The 19,609-nt window shown below is 61.4% G+C and carries 22 protein-coding genes; 12 read left to right on the top strand and 10 right to left on the bottom strand.

Annotated features, from left to right (window positions below; translation table 11 throughout):
• Positions 1–66: 66 nt before the first annotated feature.
• On the bottom strand, positions 67–1,041 hold the full coding sequence (locus tag DAD186_RS11130; protein ID WP_082991050.1) for a GNAT family N-acetyltransferase: 975 nt from the start codon (positions 1,039–1,041) through the stop codon (positions 67–69).
• 512 nt (positions 1,042–1,553) lie between these two features.
• Here DAD186_RS11130 and DAD186_RS03155 point away from each other — a divergent pair.
• A complete protein-coding gene (locus DAD186_RS03155) occupies positions 1,554–2,096 on the top strand; it encodes a DUF488 domain-containing protein (RefSeq protein WP_034372426.1) in 543 nt (180 codons plus the stop codon).
• A gap of 439 nt (positions 2,097–2,535) precedes the next feature.
• A complete protein-coding gene (locus DAD186_RS11125; RefSeq protein ID WP_034372423.1) occupies positions 2,536–2,664 on the top strand; it encodes a hypothetical protein in 129 nt (42 codons plus the stop codon).
• 93 nt (positions 2,665–2,757) lie between these two features.
• Here DAD186_RS11125 and DAD186_RS03150 read toward each other — a convergent pair whose 3' ends face one another.
• Complete coding sequence (locus DAD186_RS03150; protein ID WP_065247460.1) at positions 2,758–4,281, bottom strand: SulP family inorganic anion transporter; 1,524 nt, start codon at positions 4,279–4,281, stop codon at positions 2,758–2,760.
• A gap of 197 nt (positions 4,282–4,478) precedes the next feature.
• On the opposite strand from DAD186_RS03150, the gene DAD186_RS03145 reads away from it, so the two are divergent.
• The 4 genes from DAD186_RS03145 (at position 4,479) to DAD186_RS03130 (ending at position 7,869) form a co-directional block, all read left to right on the top strand.
• Positions 4,479–4,862 carry a MerR family transcriptional regulator gene (locus DAD186_RS03145; RefSeq protein ID WP_065247459.1) on the top strand — a complete coding sequence of 128 codons (384 nt, stop codon included), beginning with the start codon at positions 4,479–4,481 and terminating at the stop codon, positions 4,860–4,862.
• Between the two features lie 242 nt (positions 4,863–5,104).
• Positions 5,105–5,557 carry a flavin-dependent oxidoreductase gene (locus DAD186_RS03140; protein ID WP_082991049.1) on the top strand — a complete coding sequence of 151 codons (453 nt, stop codon included), beginning with the start codon at positions 5,105–5,107 and terminating at the stop codon, positions 5,555–5,557.
• A gap of 63 nt (positions 5,558–5,620) precedes the next feature.
• Positions 5,621–5,980 (top strand): Cd(II)/Pb(II)-sensing metalloregulatory transcriptional regulator CmtR, encoded by a 360-nt coding sequence (gene cmtR / locus DAD186_RS03135; RefSeq protein WP_065247458.1) that lies wholly within the window; start codon positions 5,621–5,623, stop codon positions 5,978–5,980.
• Complete coding sequence (locus DAD186_RS03130; protein ID WP_065247457.1) at positions 5,977–7,869, top strand: heavy metal translocating P-type ATPase; 1,893 nt, start codon at positions 5,977–5,979, stop codon at positions 7,867–7,869. Before cmtR ends, DAD186_RS03130 begins: the two co-directional genes overlap by 4 nt.
• 237 nt (positions 7,870–8,106) lie before the next feature.
• Here the strand turns inward: DAD186_RS03130 and DAD186_RS03125 are convergent, their stop codons facing one another.
• Genes DAD186_RS03125 through DAD186_RS03115 form a run of 3 tightly spaced genes read right to left on the bottom strand, consistent with a single transcriptional unit; the run spans position 8,107 to position 9,117 of the window.
• Positions 8,107–8,547, bottom strand: coding sequence for an HIT family protein (locus DAD186_RS03125; protein WP_065247456.1), 441 nt, complete (start codon positions 8,545–8,547; stop codon positions 8,107–8,109).
• Positions 8,544–8,849: a HigA family addiction module antitoxin gene (locus DAD186_RS03120; RefSeq protein ID WP_065247455.1), complete on the bottom strand. Its 306-nt coding sequence runs from the start codon at positions 8,847–8,849 to the stop codon at positions 8,544–8,546. The genes DAD186_RS03125 and DAD186_RS03120 overlap by 4 nt, the downstream gene beginning before the upstream one ends.
• Positions 8,836–9,117, bottom strand: a complete 282-nt coding sequence (locus DAD186_RS03115) for a type II toxin-antitoxin system RelE/ParE family toxin (RefSeq protein WP_055089482.1) — start codon at positions 9,115–9,117, stop codon at positions 8,836–8,838. The genes DAD186_RS03120 and DAD186_RS03115 overlap by 14 nt, the downstream gene beginning before the upstream one ends.
• 39 nt (positions 9,118–9,156) lie before the next feature.
• On the opposite strand from DAD186_RS03115, the gene DAD186_RS03110 reads away from it, so the two are divergent.
• Positions 9,157–9,846 carry an IS3 family transposase gene (locus DAD186_RS03110; protein ID WP_257737092.1) on the top strand — a complete coding sequence of 230 codons (690 nt, stop codon included), beginning with the start codon at positions 9,157–9,159 and terminating at the stop codon, positions 9,844–9,846.
• Here the strand turns inward: DAD186_RS03110 and DAD186_RS10580 are convergent.
• Positions 9,843–10,847: an integrase core domain-containing protein gene (locus tag DAD186_RS10580; RefSeq protein WP_208854274.1), complete on the bottom strand. Its 1,005-nt coding sequence runs from the start codon at positions 10,845–10,847 to the stop codon at positions 9,843–9,845. The two genes, DAD186_RS03110 and DAD186_RS10580, sit on opposite strands and share 4 nt — an antisense overlap.
• Positions 10,848–11,174: 327 nt before the next feature.
• On the opposite strand from DAD186_RS10580, the gene DAD186_RS03100 reads away from it, so the two are divergent.
• The 3 genes from DAD186_RS03100 to DAD186_RS03090 all read left to right on the top strand — a co-directional run bounded on the left by DAD186_RS03100 (position 11,175) and on the right by DAD186_RS03090 (position 14,220).
• Positions 11,175–12,293, top strand: a complete 1,119-nt coding sequence (locus DAD186_RS03100) for a FecCD family ABC transporter permease (protein WP_019176088.1) — start codon at positions 11,175–11,177, stop codon at positions 12,291–12,293.
• A gap of 119 nt (positions 12,294–12,412) precedes the next feature.
• The gene (locus DAD186_RS03095; protein ID WP_226998078.1) at positions 12,413–13,387 is read left to right on the top strand and encodes a FecCD family ABC transporter permease; all 975 of its coding nucleotides are present in this window, start codon (positions 12,413–12,415) and stop codon (positions 13,385–13,387) included.
• A complete protein-coding gene (locus DAD186_RS03090; protein WP_005291888.1) occupies positions 13,384–14,220 on the top strand; it encodes an ABC transporter ATP-binding protein in 837 nt (278 codons plus the stop codon). Before DAD186_RS03095 ends, DAD186_RS03090 begins: the two co-directional genes overlap by 4 nt.
• Positions 14,221–14,230: 10 nt before the next feature.
• Here DAD186_RS03090 and DAD186_RS03085 read toward each other — a convergent pair whose 3' ends face one another.
• Both DAD186_RS03085 and rplE read right to left on the bottom strand, forming a co-directional pair.
• On the bottom strand, positions 14,231–14,851 hold the full coding sequence (locus DAD186_RS03085; RefSeq protein WP_005291889.1) for a DedA family protein: 621 nt from the start codon (positions 14,849–14,851) through the stop codon (positions 14,231–14,233).
• Positions 14,852–15,079: 228 nt separating this feature from the next.
• Entirely contained in the window at positions 15,080–15,652 is a 573-nt protein-coding gene (gene rplE / locus DAD186_RS03080; protein ID WP_019176091.1) for a 50S ribosomal protein L5, read from the bottom strand.
• A gap of 44 nt (positions 15,653–15,696) precedes the next feature.
• On the opposite strand from rplE, the gene DAD186_RS11345 reads away from it, so the two are divergent.
• Positions 15,697–16,419, top strand: coding sequence for a siderophore-interacting protein (locus DAD186_RS11345; RefSeq protein WP_141750574.1), 723 nt, complete (start codon positions 15,697–15,699; stop codon positions 16,417–16,419).
• 97 nt (positions 16,420–16,516) lie between these two features.
• Here DAD186_RS11345 and DAD186_RS03070 read toward each other — a convergent pair whose 3' ends face one another.
• Entirely contained in the window at positions 16,517–17,533 is a 1,017-nt protein-coding gene (locus DAD186_RS03070; RefSeq protein ID WP_005291893.1) for an iron-siderophore ABC transporter substrate-binding protein, read from the bottom strand.
• Between the two features lie 65 nt (positions 17,534–17,598).
• Entirely contained in the window at positions 17,599–18,543 is a 945-nt protein-coding gene (locus DAD186_RS03065; RefSeq protein WP_005325328.1) for a methionyl-tRNA formyltransferase, read from the bottom strand.
• Between the two features lie 77 nt (positions 18,544–18,620).
• Here DAD186_RS03065 and DAD186_RS03060 point away from each other — a divergent pair, with 77 nt between their 5' ends.
• A complete protein-coding gene (locus DAD186_RS03060) occupies positions 18,621–19,607 on the top strand; it encodes an alpha/beta hydrolase (RefSeq protein ID WP_224784305.1) in 987 nt (328 codons plus the stop codon).
• The last annotated feature ends 2 nt before the right edge of the window (positions 19,608–19,609 follow it).

Below are 19,609 nucleotides of genomic sequence, written 5' to 3'. Positions count from 1 at the left end.
CGCCTAGTTACGGCACCGAAGAGCATGACGGATCACCGCAGCCCAGGTCGTGAAGCTCAGCGATCCTTACAAGGGCATGACCATGAACAAGCAGGGATTGTCCTCACCCCACAGATCAGTCTCCTCCAGCGGCAGGAAACCGCACTTCTCGTAGAAGTGGCGGGTGCGGGCGTATCCAGCGTCGGAATGCGACGGCCCCAAGGTCTTCACTTGGAGCAGCCGGACACCATCGGCACGGGAGGCAGACGCCACGGCCCTGAGCATGGCTGATCCAACGCCCCGACCATGCCAGGCTCGATCCACGACCATGAAGTGAATGTCGGCGGATATTGGGAAGTCGCGGTCGACCAAGGTCACGCCGATGACCTTTCCGTGTTCGTCGCGCACAGACCACGTCTCCATGTGTCGGGCTGCGTCGATGTACTCCTGATTCGCCTCTTCCAGGCCGAACCACTCCGGGACTGTCGCCAGAAGCCGTGCGACGTCATCCGGGAGCTGAGCGTCTCTGCGGCACTCCCAGAGTGACGGACGAGGACGCAATGCGCACATCTTCACGCTGTCCCAGCGTCGGCCGTTCCACAATCGCGCCTCGGGAATCCGGCCACACTCCACGAAGCCGCACCGTCTTGCTGAGGCGATCATCCTCTCGTTGCCTGACCACGTCTGAAGGGTGACGACGTGAGCGGCAGTCTCGTCAAAGATCAGGTTGAGCCACTGGGTAAGCGCTGCTCGGCCGATCCCTCTCCCCCACCAACGTGGGTCGAAGACCACAATGCCAAGCTCCCACCAGCCGCCGCCTGCGGGCTCCTCCTCAAAACGCGAAACGAAACCAACCGGCTCCCCATCGACCTCGATGATCCGACGATCATGACTGCCTAATCCTGCACGCTGCCGCTGATCAAACTCCTCACGGCTGGGGTTCACAGGGGCCTCGAAGTAGGGTCCATCCCACAGCTTCCACTCGGCATCCGGCGTCGCGTGCTGCCAGGTCCACAAGAAGTCGAGAACATCGGCACTCACCGGCCGGAGAGTCACATCCACTCCGCCAGCCTACCTCGGCCGAGACTGGAGACATCAGGCATTTTCGTCTCTCACCCAGATGGTGAAAGCACCATCGCTCGACGGCTCAGCAAACCGAAACTACACATTGAACCTAAATTCGACGACGTATCGTTGCAAAAACACCTTCTCATTCGTGAATAGCAGCTAAAAACCACCACACCCCGCTATGTGCGGCAAAGATAGAGTGCACACCAGGTAGCCTCAGCCCCGCTCCTCGTGCAGCAGCATCCTTAAACAAGACATACATGGGATTCGCCCCACATACGATTAACTCAGGCTTCCGATGTCACCAAAGCGATCCGTTGAAACTTAACCGAACGGTCCGTGCGGAATACTCGGCCATAAATGGGATTTATACGGCGGAAAGGTGGGCGCGAATGCATCAAACGTCCTGTCTGCTACCTCCGCGTTCTACCGGTCCGACCACCTGCCGATGCACGATACCTGGACGCCAATGTTGGTGTAACCGCTTGACGCGTAGCATTGGCGACATGCGCATTTTCACCGTGGGCCACTCCAACCTCGAGTTCGAGGACTTCGCTGAAATGATCAAGGCTGCCGGTGTGGCATCCATCGTGGATGTGCGCAAGCTGCCCGGGTCCAGGAAGTACCCGTGGTTCAACGGCGACCCCCTTGCCGAACACCTTCCTACATGTGGCATCACTTACAGCAGAAGTGAGGGCCTCACCGGGCGGCGCAACGTGTCCCACTCGGTGCCGTTTGAGGTTAACGGCAACTGGCGTAACCGCAGTTTCCACAATTACGCCGACCATGCGCTGGGCGGGGAGTTCTCGGACGCGCTCTCGCAGCTACGGGTGAACGCCGCCGAAACCCCCACCGCGATCATGTGCTCCGAGGCGGTGTGGTGGCGCTGCCACCGGCGTATCATCGCCGACCACCTCATCGCCCGCGGTGACGAGGTTGGCCACATTATGGGCCTGGGGGCAGCCGGGGCGACGGTGAACGAGGCAACGCTCAACGACGGCGCAGTCATCGGCAACGATCTCCTCGTGCGCTACCCCGAGCGGGACTAGCGCGTACCCCAGAGGCCAGGGGTGCGGAAACTCGGACTATGCCTCAGGCGCGACCTACGCCTTGTATTCATGGAGCGCCCGCCCCTTATGAGCAGCAGCATCGGAGGCACACCAGTGGATAGCACGCTCAAACGAGCTTTAGGTTAGGAAATCTGAACCCCTCAATCTAAGAAGACCACCGGGAACCCCGATAGTGCCCCGAAGCATCGAATCGAAAAACGTGCTACCGACTTGCCACGGACCTAGACGTTGAACTTGAAGTCCACGATATCTCGTTACAAAGTCACTCTCTCGTTAACACCACCAAAAGGAGCGTTATCCAATGAAGCGTTCCGATTCTTAAGCTTCGGGCATTACGCCTTCGGTGGCCAGCGCGGGTCATCCGCGGAAAAGATCGCCAAGACTCATCTGGATCGCCCAGGCTGCGAACGAAATCGGCGTGAACGACGCGTCCTTCCGAGTCCACTACTTCGTGCCGCAGGCCTCCGCCCCGATGCCGCTGCTCGGTGCTGTCGCGGCCACCACCAAACACATCGAGGTGGCCAACGGTGTCATCGACATGCGCTAGCGCATCTCATGGTTGTGACGTTGGATAGCGGCTGCCGCCCGCGGCTGCGCCGCGGTTGCCCCCGACGTGACCGACTGGCCCACCCGAGCCCTGTCAGTGACCGTTGCCGAGTCCTCCCGTGAGTCGGGCGTGGAACCCAGTCGTGAACTCGTTCATCCCGACGAGCTCGACCGTCTTGCCGTGCTGTTCGTATTTGGTCTCGATTGCGTCGAGCGCCGCGACGGTGGAGGCATCCCAGATGTGGGATCTCGTGAGGTCGATGATGACTCGGTCAGGGTCGTCGGCGTACTCGAACATGGTGGTGAGGTCGTTGCTGGAGGCGAACAGGAGCTGACCCTCGACTGTGTAATGCGCGATCCGAGCGCCATCCTGTTCAGTGATCTCACGCCTGACGTCGATGAGGTGGGAGACGCGGCGCACGAACATCACAGAGGCGACGAACACGCCGACGACGACACCGACGGCGAGGTTGTGGGTGGCGACGACGACGGCGACGGTGATGACCATGACGGTCGTCTCGCTCTTAGGCATCCGGCGCAGGGTGGAGGGCTTGATGGAGTGCCAGTCGAAGGTACCTACGGAGACCATAATCATCACCGCGACCAGCGCCGCCATGGGGATGATCGCAACGATGTCGCCGAGGACGACGATGAGGGCCAAGAGGAACACACCTGCGAGGAACGTCGAGATGCGGGTCCGGGCCCCGGACGCCTTCACGTTGATCATGGTCTGCCCGATCATCGCGCAGCCACCCATGCCGCCAAACAGGCCGGAGAGCAGGTTCGCGACGCCCTGCCCCCAGCTCTCCCGGGTCTTGTTCGAGTGGGTGTCGGTCACATCGTCCACGAGCTTCGCCGTCATGAGCGATTCCATCAGGCCTACCAGCGCCATCGCGAGGGCAAACGGCGCGATGATCGTGAAAGTCTCCCATGTCAGCGGCACATTCGGTATGAACAGCTCGGGAAGGCTGCGCGGCAGCTCACCCTTGTCGCCGACTGCGGGTACGTTGATCGAGAAGACGACCGCGGCGGCGGTCACCAGAGCGATCGAGACCAGTGGGGCCGGTATGACCTTGGTGATCTTCGGTATGAGGACCATGATCAGCAGCCCGACCGCGACGAGAGGGTAGACCATCCAGGGCACGCCGATGAGTTCGGGCACCTGTGCCATGAAGATGAGGATCGCCAGCGCGTTGACAAAGCCGACCATGACGCTGCGCGGGATGAATCGCATGAGTCTGGCGACTCCGAAGACGGCGAGGAGGATCTGGAAGACCCCAGCCAGAAGCACCGTCGCGATGAAGTAGTCCAAGCCGTAGTCGCGGGCGACGGGGGCGATAACGAGAGCGATAGCGCCCGTCGCCGCGGTGATCATGGCGGGTCTGCCGCCGAGGAACGCGATGGACACTGCCATCACGAATGAGGAGAACAAGCCCGCACGTGGATCGACGCCCGCGATGATCGAGAACGAGATCGCCTCGGGAATGAGCGCCAGCGCCACGACCAGGCCTGCGAGAACCTCGCGAGTGAGGATGCGCGGGGTCTTCAGTGCGGTGAGCACCGACGGTTCGGGCCGGTACCGACCCTTGTCTTCTTTGGTCGCAGTGGGCAAGGCCATGCGGTACCTCCATCTGTTCAGGGCGGCGCTCTCAGGCCAGGAGCGGAGAATGTCTGGTGGTGCGCGACAACGCGCGGCTTCGCCTGGCGATAGATCGCCACGGCGGAGGCATGTCCAGTCTCATGTGGACACGAGAGTCAACACTAACGTAACGTGAGAGTTGTGTCGAACTGAGACGATGAGATGAGGAGGCTCCCGTGCCCGAAGCGGGAATGATGCACATCGGAGAGCTGGCTGAGCGGACAGCTCTGTCGCAGCGCACGATCCGCCACTACGACGAGATCGGACTCTTGACGCCCTCCGGACGCTCCGAGGGCGGGTTCCGGCTCTACACTGAGGGCGATCTCGGCAGACTCCTGCTGATCCGGCGCATGAAGCCACTGGGATACTCGCTCGATCAGATGGGCGACCTACTCCGGGCGCTCGACGGCGCAGATGGCGTCGGCGCTGCCGCCGAGAGCGCCCGGCGGGCGCTGAACGATTTCCGCACCGACGCGAAGGAACGCCGCGCGAAGCTTGCCAAGCAGCTTGACGCCGCTGACGAGTTCATCGGCCTGCTCGCCGCGCACTCCTCGGACTGAGTCGAAACAGACACACGATGCGCTATCTGTGCCAGCGAGGCCACTTCGAAGCGTTCATGGCTGCAGTGGACGGCAACGGATTCGCCACCGCCGCACCGCTGGACCGGCAGTAGCCCAACATATTCCAGCCCGGCTCCGCCCTGCCGGCCGTCCCCATGGTGCCCGAGCTGCGTTAGCACATTTCCTACAGCTCCGGCACCCACGCTTCTGTCGAGCAAACCGCCGAGGACGGGCTCAACCTGATGTCGTCCACCCTGGTCTCCGAGACCAACGCCGAGCCCCTGAGCGAAATCCAGGCAGACCAGATCAGTCGCTACCGCGCCGCATGGAAGACGGCGGGCCATGCTTGGACGCCGCGCGCGTCGGTTTCGCGCTCCGTCTTCCCCATCGCTGACGGCGCGGACATGCAGATGTTCGGCATGCAGGCCTCCGGCTCCGATCAGCTGGGCATGCTTCCCGACGTCGGCGCCTCCACCTTCGGTCGCACCTTCGCCCCTGAGCCCGACAAGCTCATTGAGCAGCTCAAAGCCGATCCCGCCGTCATGTCCGCCGACGCCCTGCTCACCATCATCCCCACCGGGATGGGCGTGGACGTCAACGTGAAGATCTTGGACAACTTCGCCACGCATGTCGCCCCCGCTTTCGGTTGGCAGCCGAACCGCGAAGGCCCAGTTACCGGCTATCCCATCGAGTAATTCCTGCAGGTCGCAAACTCTTCGCTTCAATGTCAGCTCAGTGGATACTGTATAGTTCAGTACATGCTGACTATTGCTTCACGCCTCGACGTCATGAATCGGCTCGGCCGGGCCATGGCGGATCCGACGCGCTCCCGAATCCTGATGACCCTACTCGACGGTCCGGGCTACCCGGCCGTGCTTTCGCGCGACCTGGACCTGACCCGCTCGAACGTCTCGAATCACCTGAGCTGCCTGCGCGATTGTGGCATCGTCGTCGCCGAGCCGGAGGGCCGCAAGACTCGCTACGAAATCGCCGATCCACACCTCGCGGCAGCGCTCGACGCGCTAGTGAACGCGACGTTGGCTATCGACGAAAACGCCCCGTGCATCACCCCTGAGTGCTCGGTGCCCGGCTGCGGCGAGAAAGGAGCGGACGCATGAGCTCGGCGTGTGGATGCGAACACAAACCCGCCACGGAGATCGAAGATCTCGATCGGCCTTGGTGGAAGGACCCCGAGTTGCTACTGCCGATCTTCTCCGGCGTAGCCCTCTGCATCGGCCTGGCGCTGGACTGGTCCGACTTGGAGACGCCCGCAACGGTACTGTATTGGCTTGGTCTGCTGTTGGGCGCGTACACGTTCGCACCTGGAGCGATCCGGAACCTTGTCACGAAGCGCAAGCTCGGCATTGGCTTGCTTATGACGATCAGCGCGGTCGGCGCGGTGATCCTTGGTTTCGTCGGAGAGGCCGCGGCGCTGGCGTTCCTGTACTCGATCGCCGAGGCGCTTGAAGACAAGGCGATGGACCGGGCCCAAGGCGGACTGCGGGCACTGTTGAAGCTGGTACCGCAAACCGCGACCGTGCTGCGCGACGGTACGACGGCCGAGGTCGCTGCGAAGGACCTTGAGGTTGGCGAGCTCATGGTCGTACGCCCCGGGGAGCGGATCGCCACGGACGGCATCATTCGGTCTGGGCGCTCCAGCCTTGACACCTCAGCGATCACCGGAGAATCCATTCCGGAGGAGGTTGCGCCCGGCGACGAGGTACCCGCGGGAGCAATCAACTCCGCCGGCGTTCTGGAGGTCGAGACGACCGCAGCTGGAACGGACAACTCACTGACCACTCTCGTCGGCCTGGTCGAGCAGGCGCAGGCGGAAAAGGGCGACCGCGCCCGGATCGCCGACCGGATTGCCCGACCCCTGGTGCCCGGGGTGATGATCCTGGCGGTGCTGGTCGGCGTGATCGGCTCGCTGCTCGGCGACCCCGAGACGTGGATCACCCGTGCACTGGTGGTCCTGGTCGCAGCATCGCCGTGCGCGCTGGCAATCTCCGTGCCGCTGACAGTCGTGGCCGCGATCGGCGCAGCCAGCCAGTTCGGAGTGGTCATCAAGTCTGGCGCGGCGTTCGAGAGACTCGGCGGCATCCGTCACCTGGCAGTGGACAAAACCGGAACCCTTACCCGCAACCAGCCTGAGGTTACCGGAGTGGTCCCGGCAGACGGATTCGATCGGACGCAGGTGCTTTCCTTCGCGGCGGCAGTTGAGCAGCAATCGACGCACCCCCTCGCCGCGGCGATCGCGGCAGCGGGGCCCCAAGCGCCCACCGCCTCGGACATCAGCGAGGAAGCTGGGCATGGCATCGGCGGCACCGTCGAAGGTCGACGGATACTTGTGGGCAGCCCCCGATGGATCGACGCCGGGCCACTGAAAGCGGACGTTGAGCGCATGGAGTCCGAGGGCCAGACCTGCGTCCTGGTCACCGTCGATGACGCTCTCGCCGGGGCGATCGGGGTCCGCGACGAGTTGCGGCCCGAGGTGCCCGAAGCCGTGCAGGCCCTGCACGCCAACGACGTGGAAGTAAGCATGCTCACCGGCGACAACACTCGCACCGCCCGGGCGCTGGCTCAAATCGCCGGAATCGACGACGTGCGCGCTGAGCTGCGCCCGGAGGACAAGGCAAGCATCGTCGCCGAGCTCTCCTCTAAGACGCCGACAGCGATGATCGGCGACGGCATCAACGACGCGCCGGCACTGGCGGGCGCTACGGTGGGCATCGCGATGGGAGCGACCGGCTCTGACGCCGCGATCGAGTCCGCTGACGTCGCCTTCACTGGCCACGACCTCCGGCTAATCCCGAAGGCGCTGCAGCACGCCCGCCGAGGCAGCAGGATCATCAACCAAAACATCGTGCTGTCTCTGGCCATCATCATCGTGTTGATGCCGCTGGCGATCAGCGGCGTGCTGGGCCTGGCCGCCGTCGTGTTGGTTCACGAAGTCGCCGAAGTCATCGTGATTTTGAACGGCCTGCGGGCTGCGCAAGCGAAGCGCTGAGGCTTTGATCGGCAAGTCTGATAGGGACTCAACCACACGTCGAGCGGACGCTCCTTGGACCAGGCACGTCATTCGAGTTCACGGTCTGCATCCGTGGAATCGGGATCGTACTCGGCCACCTGGCCCTTCTCGATGCGTGCGGGCACGGGAGCTGTGGGCGAGCCGCCGTCCGGCACGCTCCCCCAGCCGGCCAAAGGCCTCCGAGCGCTCCGGGTCTCCAATGCGGACCGTGGAAGCTCAGACGGCAGCCGCTAGCGTCGCACTGAGACGAGCACCAGCCGCCGCTTGATCGATCGCCGTGACAGCAGAGTTCTTCTCGGGCCAGGTATCCACGCCGTCTCCGTTACAACGCGGCACCACATGGACGTGCCAGTGAGCGACCGACTGGTCACTCCCCGGACCACAGGCGCTCAGCAGATTAACCCCCGTACCGAGCCTCGCCTTCACCATCGCTGAACCAATAACGCTGCACAGCTCAACCACCGCTGCGCGAGATTCGGACGTCGCCTCCAGTACCCCAAGGCAGTGTTGCTTCGGCACGACGAGCGTATGCCCGGCCGACAGCGCAGAATCAGTCAACGTCAAGAAGGCGAGTGCCTGCGAACTCTCCGCAATGATGGTCGCAGGGCTGGAACCAGCTATGATGTCGCAGAAGATGCACTCATCGCTGGATTTCACGACGCCCGCTCCAAGGGCGTGATCGCCGCGATCTGCTCCTCCGCGAGGTCCTCCGCACGATCCAGCTCGTAGTGGCTCTGCAGGTTGATCCAGAACTCCGCCGACGTGCCGAAGTACTTCGCGAGCCGCAGCGCGGTGTCGGCAGTGATGCCCCGCTTGCCGTGCACAATCTCATTGATCCGCCGCGGCGGAACCCCGATCGAGACGGCGAGCTTGTTCTGCGTGATGCCGAAGCCCCCGATGAAGTCCTCCATGAGGACCTCACCCGGGTGGATCGGCTCGATCCTGTCAGTGGTAGTCAACGATCTGCACCTCCTCCGGTCCGGCGTCGCTCCACACAAAGCAGATACGCCACTGGTCGTTGATCCTGATGCTGTACTGCCCGGCCCGATCACCCTTGAGGGCCTCGAGTCGGTTGCCGGGCGGGACCCGGAGGTCCTCGAGAGACTCCGCGGACCCCACCTGACGCAGCTTGCGCAGTGCGACGCGATGGATCCTCGGATCGATGGACCGCACGCGCTCACGACGCCACAGCCGTTCGGTCGCCTTGTCGCCGAACGATCTGATCATGAAGCCAGTCTATAACGGGGGCCGTCATTAACGCTAGACATTAAACCTGAACTCCACCACATTGCGCTTAACCGTAAGACTGTGGCTAAACGGATGTGCATGATGGGGATTGAGGGGATTTCACCGCGGGCCTTTGTCCCGGTGACAACGATTCAAGCTAAGCGTAAGTCCACGCTTCCTGACCTGGTCAAGCGCATGTTTGATACTGGTGAGCTCAACCGGGTGTGGATGTCAGATATTACCTACTTGCGCACCGGTGAAGGCTGGTTGTACTTGTGCGCGGTCCGCGATGGCCATTCCCGCCGGGTGCTGGGCTGGGCTATGGATAGCGTTCAAGATACTTCCCTGGTCGAGCGAGCCCTGCGGATGGCGCACACGTTGCGTGGTGACGTTCCTGATGGGCTGGTGTTTCACGCTGACCGCGGAGCTCAATTCACTAGCGAGCAGCTCTGGGAGGTTTGCCGCAGCCTGAGCATTGCTCAGTCCGTGGGGCGTACTGGTGTGTGCTTCGATAACGCGATGGCTGAGTCGTTCTGGTCGACGCTTAAAACCGAGTTCTACGACCGTAAGCGCTGGACGACCCGTGATGCTGCACGCAAGGCCGTTGCCTACTGGATTGAAGTCGTCTACAACCGTCGACGCCGACATTCCGCACTCGGTATGGTCAGCCCCGTCGACTTTGAGAACCAAATTGGTCTAATCACTAGCAGAAAAGGAATAGCTGCCTAACCACTAGGTAGCTCCACTACGTGTCCACGATTTGCGGGTAACCCCACGAGTGGATGCTGAGGCGATGGTGCCTTGGGGAAGGTATCGAAGGCCTGGCGTGGTGTGATGTGCATTTTGCCGACCAGCAGTGATTGGTGCCGTCGTCGTTCGTTGTAGACCTGGCGATATTCAGCCAGATATGTGTTGACCTCAGCAAGGCTGACTGGGTGGCGTGCATCGAGGAACTGGGTCAACGTGCGGTGAGAGCGTTCGTCTTTTCCCTGGGTTGTCGGGGCGAAACCAGCAATAGCAAGTACACCTTGGCTAGCGAGCCAAGTTTCAGTAGCAGAGAGAAAACCACGGTGATAGGTGGCGAACGCATCGCCATTGTCGGAAAGGATTTCTTGAGGTTTGCCGTAGTCGGCGAACGCTGCGGCCAGTACGGCGCGCGCATCAGTACCGTTTTCTGGCAGAGCGAACGCTGTGGTTCCGACATCGAATCTGCTGGCATCATCGATAATCTGGTAAATCGTGACATGTGTGTGGGCATGGTCAAAGAGGCGGTAGACCAGTCCATCGATTTGCCAGAGTTCACCGACGAGATCACGGGCGAAGCGCTTATAGGAGCTGCGTGGCCGTTTGCGGGCATTGGCATCAACAAATCCCAGCTCATGAAGCCACGAGGCGATTGTAGAACGCGACGGCGTGGAATCTGGGCCTGAAGTGTCAAACAAGAAGTAGTAGATCGACCAAGGCCCATAATCCAAGCCTTGCTCCATCAACTCCTGCCTGGCGTGGACGACTGCGATTTTATCGGCCTCGTCAAATTTCTTAATCGGATTCTTCGGGGCAGTCGAATCAGGCACAATACCTGCGCGACACTTCTGCGCTATCCGGCTTTTGATGTTGTGGTACGTCTGCCGCGAGATTCCTAATTCTTTGCAAAACTGTGTGACCGTCTTACCGTCACGAACGGGATCGAAATCTGCGACCTTTCTACGCTTATGCAATGGAATAGCCATCCGGCTATTCCACCGCCACAAACGTCCAAAAAGCCACTAGACATCCCGTCCAAAAACATCCTGGACTCCGTGTCCAAAAAGTCTCTAGACATCACATGACCAGCCTAGCAACCAGCTAAAACATGTCCAAATCCCTGCTCACAAGCTTGGAGCTGAGGTGTAGGGTCGGCGCCACTCAGAGCCGATCCCGCCAGCCATATCCATGACTCACACACTCACCTGCACAGCTCCACAATCCCTCCTTGTAGGACTTTGATTAGGCTTACCTTGTTCATATAAGCTTGCTCACGTTAAGATCATGGACTTTCACGCGTCAAGGAGGGATGCATGGCTATCTCTACCCCGCATGCGCAATCCCCTTCTCAATCACACCTGGGGTCTCGCGCGGACGCTACTGCGGACGCTTCTGCCAGCGCTCCATCAGGTAAAATCCCGCGTCGCCTCGTCGGCCTCGGCGTCCTTTTCCTCCTATTGCTCGCCAGCATCGTTGCCAGCATCGTGTTTGGATCACGGCAGATCCCTTTTGGAGAAGTGTCCGCCGTGTTCCGCGATCTCGGCACGGCGTTCGGCCACGCGGAGGGGCTGAATGTGGATCAGCGCGTGATCGTCGAGCTCCGCATTCCCCGCACCCTGTTGGGCCTAGTCGCCGGTGCTGCCCTTGGCGCCTCCGGTGCATTGATCCAAGGGCACACGCGCAACCCTCTCGCGGACACGGGCATTCTCGGCATCAACTACGGTGCGTCCCTGGCCGTGGTTGCCAGCTTCTCCTTGCTGGGTGTGACGCCCGTGTGGGCTACCAGCATGTGGGCGTTCGGTGGGGCCATCGCTGCTACTGCGTTGGTGTTTAGTTTGGCGTCCATAGGAGGAGGACAGGCCAATCCAATGACGCTGGTCCTCGGCGGCGCGGCTTTGTCCGCGGTCCTCAGCGCCATCATCAGCGGTTTTATCCTCACTGACGATGCCAATCTGGATCGCATGCGCTTCTGGACCGTCGGCTCCATCGCGGGCCGGGATCTCACCGTGTTCTACGGCGTGCTGCCGTTTATCCTGGTGGGCCTCCTGCTGGCGTTCATCACGGCACCGCAGCTAAACCTCCTGAATCTGGGCGATGACATCGCCTCCGGACTGGGCATCAACACCCAGCGCGCCCGCCTGATTGGCATGGCTCTGATCGCACTGCTGGCCGGTGCCGCGACAGCTGCCGCCGGCCCCATCACCTTCATCGGCCTGGTGGTCCCGCACCTCGTGCGCGCCATCACGGGCCCTGATTACCGCTGGATCCTCCCTTACTCTGCCCTGACGGGTGCGGTGATGATGCTGTTCGCAGACGTGGTGGGCCGTCTGATCGCTCGTCCGGGCGAGTTGCAAGTAGGCATCATCCTCGCGTTCGTGGGCGCGCCGTTCTTCATCGCCCTTATTTATCGACGCCGGGTGGTGGCCATTTAATGAGTTCCCTCCTTGCCCGCCCTACCTCTTCCACTATCCCTGGGCGCCCGCCATTCCGCGTGGGCTCATTTTCTGTGGTCTGGCGCCCTCGCGCGTTGACGGTGTCTCTATTGCTGCTCGTGGCGATCGTCTTGCTAGCGGCGGTCTCCATCGGCCTGGGTGACTATCCTGTGTCCCCGGCTCGTGTGCTGGAGGTGCTGTTCACCGGCCAGGGCACCCGCATTGAGCGTCTGGTGGTTTTGGATTGGCGCATGCCTCGTGCGCTGACGGCCATTCTGGTGGGCTGTGCGCTGGGATTATCCGGAGCCCTCACTCAGTCCGTGACTCGCAATGCGCTGGCCAGCCCGGATATCTTGGGCTTCACTACGGGCGCGTCCGCGGCCGCGGTCACCGTCATCACTCTGGGTGGTGGCGCTGGTGGTTTCCTCGGCTGGCTCAGCAGCATCGGCATTCCCTTGGCCGCGGTGCTTGGTGCGGCTGTCACCGCAACGGTGATGTGGGCTCTGGCGTGGAGGAGATCGACTGATTCCTTCCGGCTAGTGCTGTTCGGCATCATCATCTCTGCTCTGTTGACCTCGTATATCAACTTCCTGATGATCCGCACGGAGTTGCGCGATGCCGCGGCCGCGCAGTTCTGGCTTACTGGCTCCCTGAGCACTGCGGACTGGTCCAAGATGTGGCCCATCGCCATTGTTGTGTTGGTGTTTACACCGCTGCTGGCCTGGATTGGTCACCAACTTTTAGCCACCTTGCTGGGCTCGGATACTGCACGGGCTTTGGGACAAAACGTCCAGGGTGTGCAGGTGCTTCTGCTCGCCGCTGCCGTGGCTTTGGCAGCAGTGGCGGTCTCGGCCGCTGGCCCCATCGGGTTCGTCGCCTTCGTGGCCCCACAGGTGGCGCTGCGCTTGTGCAACTGCTCTGCACCACCGCTTCTGGCCTCTGCGCTGACCGGCGCTGCGCTACTCCTGCTGGCAGATATCAGCACCCAAACTCTTCTGCCCGTAGAGCTGCCGGTGGGCATTCTCACCTCGGCAATCGGCGGTGCGTTCCTTATTTATTTGCTGGTCCAACGGAATAGGTCAACCACGGCATGAGAAAAGATCCCACCCTGGAAGTTAGCAGTGCCGCGAACAAAGAAGGACACATGACTCAGAAGCACAGCATGAGCGCACGCGGCCTCGCCGTGGGCTACGGCGACCGGACGGTCATCGAAGGCTTGGACGTGGACTTTCCTCGCGGGCAGATCACCACAATCATCGGCCCCAATGGCTGCGGCAAATCCACGTTGTTGCGAGCCATGTCTCGTCTCCTTCCGGCGAATGAGGGCGAAGTGCTGTTAGACGGCGCCGATATCTCATCCATCAGGCGCAAGGACCTCGCACGGACCATCAGCGTGCTGCCACAAACCCCTACCGCCCCGGAGGGACTCAACGTGGCTGATCTCGTCTCGCGCGGTCGGCACCCACACCAATCGTGGATCCGTCAGTGGTCGTCCACGGACGAAGCCGAGGTGCACAAGGCGCTGGAAATGACTGGCTCGATGGGGCTGGCGGAGCGCACCCTGGATTCTCTGTCCGGAGGGCAGCGGCAGCGTGTGTGGATCTCCATGGTTCTTGCGCAGAACACGGACATCCTGTTCCTGGACGAGCCCACCACCTACCTGGATCTGGCCACGTCGGTAGAGATTTTGGAGCTGGTGCAGCGTCTACGCCGAGAGCTGGATCGGACTGTGGTGATGGTGCTGCACGATCTCAACTTGGCTGTACGCTACAGCGATAATCTCGTGGTGATGAAGGATGGACAGGTCCTCGCCACCGGGCGTCCCAGCGAGGTCATTACCCCAGAGCTACTGCTCGAGGCGTTTGCCCTCAACGCGCTAGTCATCGAGGATCCTGTCACCGGCGGTCCGCTGATCGTCCCCAAGTGACGATCAGGGCTTAGTCCTCCATCAGCTCCTGGGCGGGAGTCTTCTTGGACTTCCGCCAGTTGATCATCGCGGAAATCACCACCGGAGTCACAGACACCAGCACGATGACGATGGCGATCATGTCGATGCGATCCGCAATGCCCGGGATATCCCCCAGCAGCACGCCAATGCCGACCATGCTGACAATCCACAGCACTGCACCCGTGACGTTCCATCCCACGAACTTCTTGTACGGCATCTCCGCGGTACCAGCGGCCACGGGAATGTAGGTACGCACGATCGGGATGAAGCGCCCCAGTACCAGAGCCAACGGCCCGTACTTCAGGAAGAAAGCCTCGGCTTGTTCGAGGTGCTCGGTTATGAGGATCTTGGCGTCGGGCTTAAACAACTTGCGGCCAAAGCGGTGGCCGAGCCAGAAACCTACCTGGTCGCCCAAGAACGCCGCGACGATGGCCACGCCCACCAGAATCGGAACGTTCAAGCCCAGCTGATCGCGCAAGATTGCCGCGGTGACCAGCATGGAATCGCCGGGGAGGAACGGGAAGAGCACGCCGGATTCAATAAAGATAATCAGCGCAATGCCGCCGAGCGCCCAGCCGCCAAAGTTCTGGAGCAGGGTGGTGGCGTCCATGAGGTCGCTTAAGTGCACAGGGAATCCCTTCTAGAAAACAACTGGTCTATTCTTACCCCGGTTTCTGACCGGAATACAGGCAGGCGTGCCCGATTGCGCCTGGTTCATAGATAGTCAGCATGAAACGCAGGCATTGCACAGAAAAACCCGCACCAACTTCAACAAAGAAGTGTGCGGGTTTTCTAAGCCAAGTCGCCGAGAGGCCCGGCGTTCAAACAGAAGCGGGAATTACTCGCCGGAGTTCTGCTTGGACTTGAATGGGAAGCCCAGCTCGCGGAGCAGGGCGCGTCCCTCATCATCGTTGGTCGCAGTGGTGACCACGGTGATGTTCATACCGCGTGGACGGTCAATCTTGTCTACGTCGATTTCGTAGAACATGGACTGCTCGTTCAGGCCGAAGGTGTAGTTACCGTGGCCGTCGAACTGCTGGTCAGACAGGCCGCGGAAGTCACGAATACGTGGCAGCGCGACGGTCAGCAGACGGTCCAGGAACTCCCACTTGCGGTCGCCGCGCAGGGTAACGCGAGCGCCGATGGGCATGCCTTCGCGGAGCTTGAAGTTAGCGATAGCCTTCTTCGCAACGCGGATCTGTGGCTTCTGACCGGTGATCAGGGTGAGATCTTCGATCGCACCATTGATCAGCTTGGAATCGCGAGCAGCGTCGCCGACACCCATGTTGACGACCACCTTGGTGACGCCTGGGATCTGCATGACGTTGTCGTAGTTGAACTCAGAGTTCAGCTTCTCGCGGATTTCTGCACGGTACTCGGACTTGAGGCGTGGAGTGTAGTTTTCGCTCATCGTTAGATGTCCTTCCCGGGTCCGGATGAGTTTTCGGTCTACTGATGCCGCCACCGAATCAGCCCTTTAGTTCTCCGGAGGACTTCGCCGCCACACCCATCGAGGGCCTGAACATACGGGCTGCCGTGGCAGCAATGCCTCCCGAAGTGCGGCCCAACCTGCGGTGGTACACCGTGCGCCACCTCGACAAAGCCCGCGGCTTGCTGGCGTTTGACGTCGCTACGCACGGGGTGTCTGCGGAAGATGTCCACTCCACCTCCGGCCCAGGGCTCTCGTGGTGTTTGTCCGCACAGCCGGGCGACCCTGCTGGCTTGTGGACTTGCCAAGGCCTGTGGCATCGCGAGCACCGCACACAACTACTGGTGGCAGATCCCACCTCCCTGCCTTCCATGCGCGCGATCCTAGAGTACCTCGCCACGCTCTATCCCGAACAGCTCGCTTCCACGCACGTCATCGCGGTCACCAGTACCGATTCCGATTCAGAGCCCCACCTGGAAGATTGGCGCAACCGTCTAAGCAGCCTCACCCGGATCTCCGCACCTTCTGACGGTTATGCGCAGGCCATCGCCGAGCATCTCGCCAACATTGACGTTGAGTCCTCGCGCAATCGACAGCACAAGCCCCACCCAGACGTGGACTATGTGTGGGTCGCCGGGGAGGGGGATTTCTGCAAGGTGGTGCGCTCCCACGCCATCAAGACTTGGCAGCTCAACAAGGACAACATCCTGTGGTGCCCTTATTGGTTCGTCGGCAAGGCTCGCCCCTAGCGTGCATCCGTTATCCCCGTGAGTGCCCGTCCCCTAGCCAGCAACAGCAAAACCGCCCCAGCACGTTCATGCGGGGCGGTTCGGCGGTTGATTCAGACTACTTCGTGGCGTCTGCCAACGGCTGCTCGATCTTGTCCAGCAGGTAGTTCAGGCTCAGCACGGTCTGCCATCCGAAGGCCTTTTCCAGGTCGCCTTCCAGGTAGACACTGTGTCCGTCCTTCACGGCGGGCAGCTTGCCCACGATCGGATCCTCGGTCACAGAAGCCTTGCTCTGCTTCGGAGAGTAAGACAGTTGATCCCACACCAGCACGTCAGAGTTGATCTGGTCTGCGTTTTCCTTGGAGACCTCACCGTAGAACTTGTCCTTGGTGATGCCCGCGTAGGCCGGGTTGATCTTGAATCCCAGCTCGGTGAAGAAGCGGCTACGCGGATCGCCCTCGGCAAAGACAGCCAGGCTCTCGTCGGAGACAGTGGCCACGCCGAGTTCCTTTTCGGCCCATTCTGGGTGGCGGCCCTTGAGCTCTGCGAACTTCTCCTTGACCTGCTCCACCTGGCGCTTTGCCTCTTCAGGCTTGCCCACGGCCTGCCCGATCTCTTCCGTGGTCACGTCCCATGGTTGCTGTAGTTCTTCGTATTCGCCCTTTTGTACGACGACAGGGGCGATCTCAGACAGCTTCTTGTACGTGTCTTCATCGATGTCCGAGTACACAGCCACGATGAGGTCTGGATTGTCCTTGGCGATGGCTTCCGCGTTGACTTCTGTGTCCTTGTCGATCCGAGGAGTGTCGCCCTCGATCTTGTCATTGGACCAGTTGCCCGCAGCCTGACCATCCGGGGTCATTCCGTCCCAGTACTTCACGGAGACAGGAGTAACTCCCAGCGCCAGCAGTGCGTCCTGATCCGTGTAGCCCAAGGAGACCACGCGCTGCGGGGCTTCCTTGATTTCGGTGGAGCCGTAGCGGTGCTCGATGGTGGTGGGGAATGCGCCCTGCTCGGCGTTGACTGCCTGGGAGTCCCCGGAATTTCCGGACTGGTCATCAGTCGAGCAAGCGGTCAGTGCCGCGCCCAAGGTCAGCACAGCAGCGGTGCTAACGAGAATCTTCTTGAGTGTCATTTTTCTCCGTTGTTACTGGTGACGGATTTCCGCGCGAGGCGTGGCCCGTACACAAAAGGGAAAGGTCAAACCTTTGGTTGGATATATCCAGCCCTATGTCCAAAGAATTCGGTGGCGGTCAGTTCCGAGTTGTCGTCGAGACGAACACGATCCAGAACAATCGCCGGCGCCGGCACGTTGGCACGGGGCGATCCACAGACCACCGCGATTCCTCCCTCGTGAGGGATGGTGACTCGGCCGGGGGTTCCGCCGAAGCGGCCCTGCGAGACGTGCGCGGAAAGCACGCGGACGCGCTGGCCTCGGAATTCAAAGTAAGCATTGGGGTACGGGTCGGACTGCGCCCTGACCAGCAAGGCGATATCTTCCGCAGGTTGGGTGAAATCTATGCGAGATTCCTGCTCGCCGCGCTTGTGGAAGTACGTAGCGCGGGTGGGATCTTGAGGTTGCGCAGTGGCGGTGCCTTGGGCGACGTCACTCAATGCGCGTTCCACGAGGGGCTCGATGAGGTCGATGGTCTTGGCCACGAGATCCGTGGTGGTGTCCTGCGGACCCACGGGGATCGCGCGCTGGGCAACGATGGGTCCGCCGTCCAGCACTTCATCCATCTCGTGCACAGTGACGCCCACGTGAGTTTCCCGGTTCAACAGCGCCCACAGGATGGGCGAAAATCCGGCGTACTCGGGCAGGAGACCATCGTGGACATTCAATGCGCCGTGCTTGGCCAGGCTGAAAACCTCGGGAGGAAGCCAGGTTCGCCAATTGTTGGCCACGATGATGTCTGGTGCAGCATCGCGCAACGCCTCAATGACGTCTTGACCCACGCGCTCAGTGACACACACCTGGAGCTCATGTTCGCTGGCGAGCTCCTCAACGGAGTCTGCCCACATTTGCTCATAAGGGTGATCGCTGGCAGGGTGCGTAACTACCAAAACTACTTCATGACCAGCATTGATGACCGCAGACAACGTCCGGTGTCCCCACGACTGATAGCCGAAAACAGCAACTCGCATGCAGGGGATGTTAGCTTAGGTTTACCTATGTAGTCAATGATGAAAGTGGCGCAATTTTCATGCCAGACTCCCCGGACGTGACCACCCTTCACCGAATCTCGGTGCCCGCGGATGCGGAAGCCCTCGTTTTCCCGGACCCCTACCGCTCGAACGTCGAGCTCACCGAATCGATGTCCACCGTCGATGTGCGCATCCCGGCGCACTCAGCAGTGACCTATAGCTTTCAATCCGGCGAGCTGAAATATCCCGATCCACATAACGCACACGGCGCAGGCCCACAGGCGAGCCTATTGAGCGGCGATTCTGTGGACCAGACACTCTGGCCGCCTCGCTCCCCAGAAGTCATCGCGGACTTGCCCGGCGCACGCCTGTCCATCGACCGGAAGGTATTCGGCAGGCGCTGCACCGCGCGCCTCGATGACCGCGGTGCGGATACCACCGTGGTGTTTTTGGATGGCGATGACTGGATCCATCTGCATGACCTCACGGGCGCACTGGACCGGGCAGTCACGGCAGGGCTTATCCCCCAGATCAACCGCGTCTTCCTGCCGGCAGCCAAAGACCGCAGCGAGGAGTACACCTCCCAAACATTCGCCAGCGCACTGGCCACCGAGCTACCGCCGATCATCAACAGCAGCCACATAGTCCTGGTGGGGCAAAGCTTCGGCGGTCTCTCCGCCCTGCGCGCAGCTCTTACGGCTTCCACCGAAACCACGCCTGCAATCAAAGGAGCCATCGCCCAGTCCCCTGCCGTCTGGTGGTCCGCTGACCGTTCTGCAGAGCTCGCGGACACGCTCTCGGACGGGCCCGCAGGAGGCGACATTGCCGCACAGCTCACTGGCCCCTCACTCGAAAATCCTGCGGCTCACAGTGGCTCCGGTCTGGCACGCATCGTACTGACGTGCGGTGCAGAAGAGCCGCCCATGCAACGACACGTGGATGCAGTGGCCGATGCCCTGACACGCCGCGGCTTTCCCACCACCAATCACCGCACGCCCGGTGGCCACGACCCTGCGATGTGGCGCCACGGGATCATCCCGGCACTCGCCGAATTGCTGGGCTGAAT

Source organism: Dermabacter vaginalis, from assembly GCF_001678905.1.
In the GTDB taxonomy this organism is placed as follows: Bacteria; Actinomycetota; Actinomycetes; order Actinomycetales; family Dermabacteraceae; genus Dermabacter; species Dermabacter vaginalis.
This window is presented reverse-complemented; position numbering and strand designations above follow the sequence as displayed.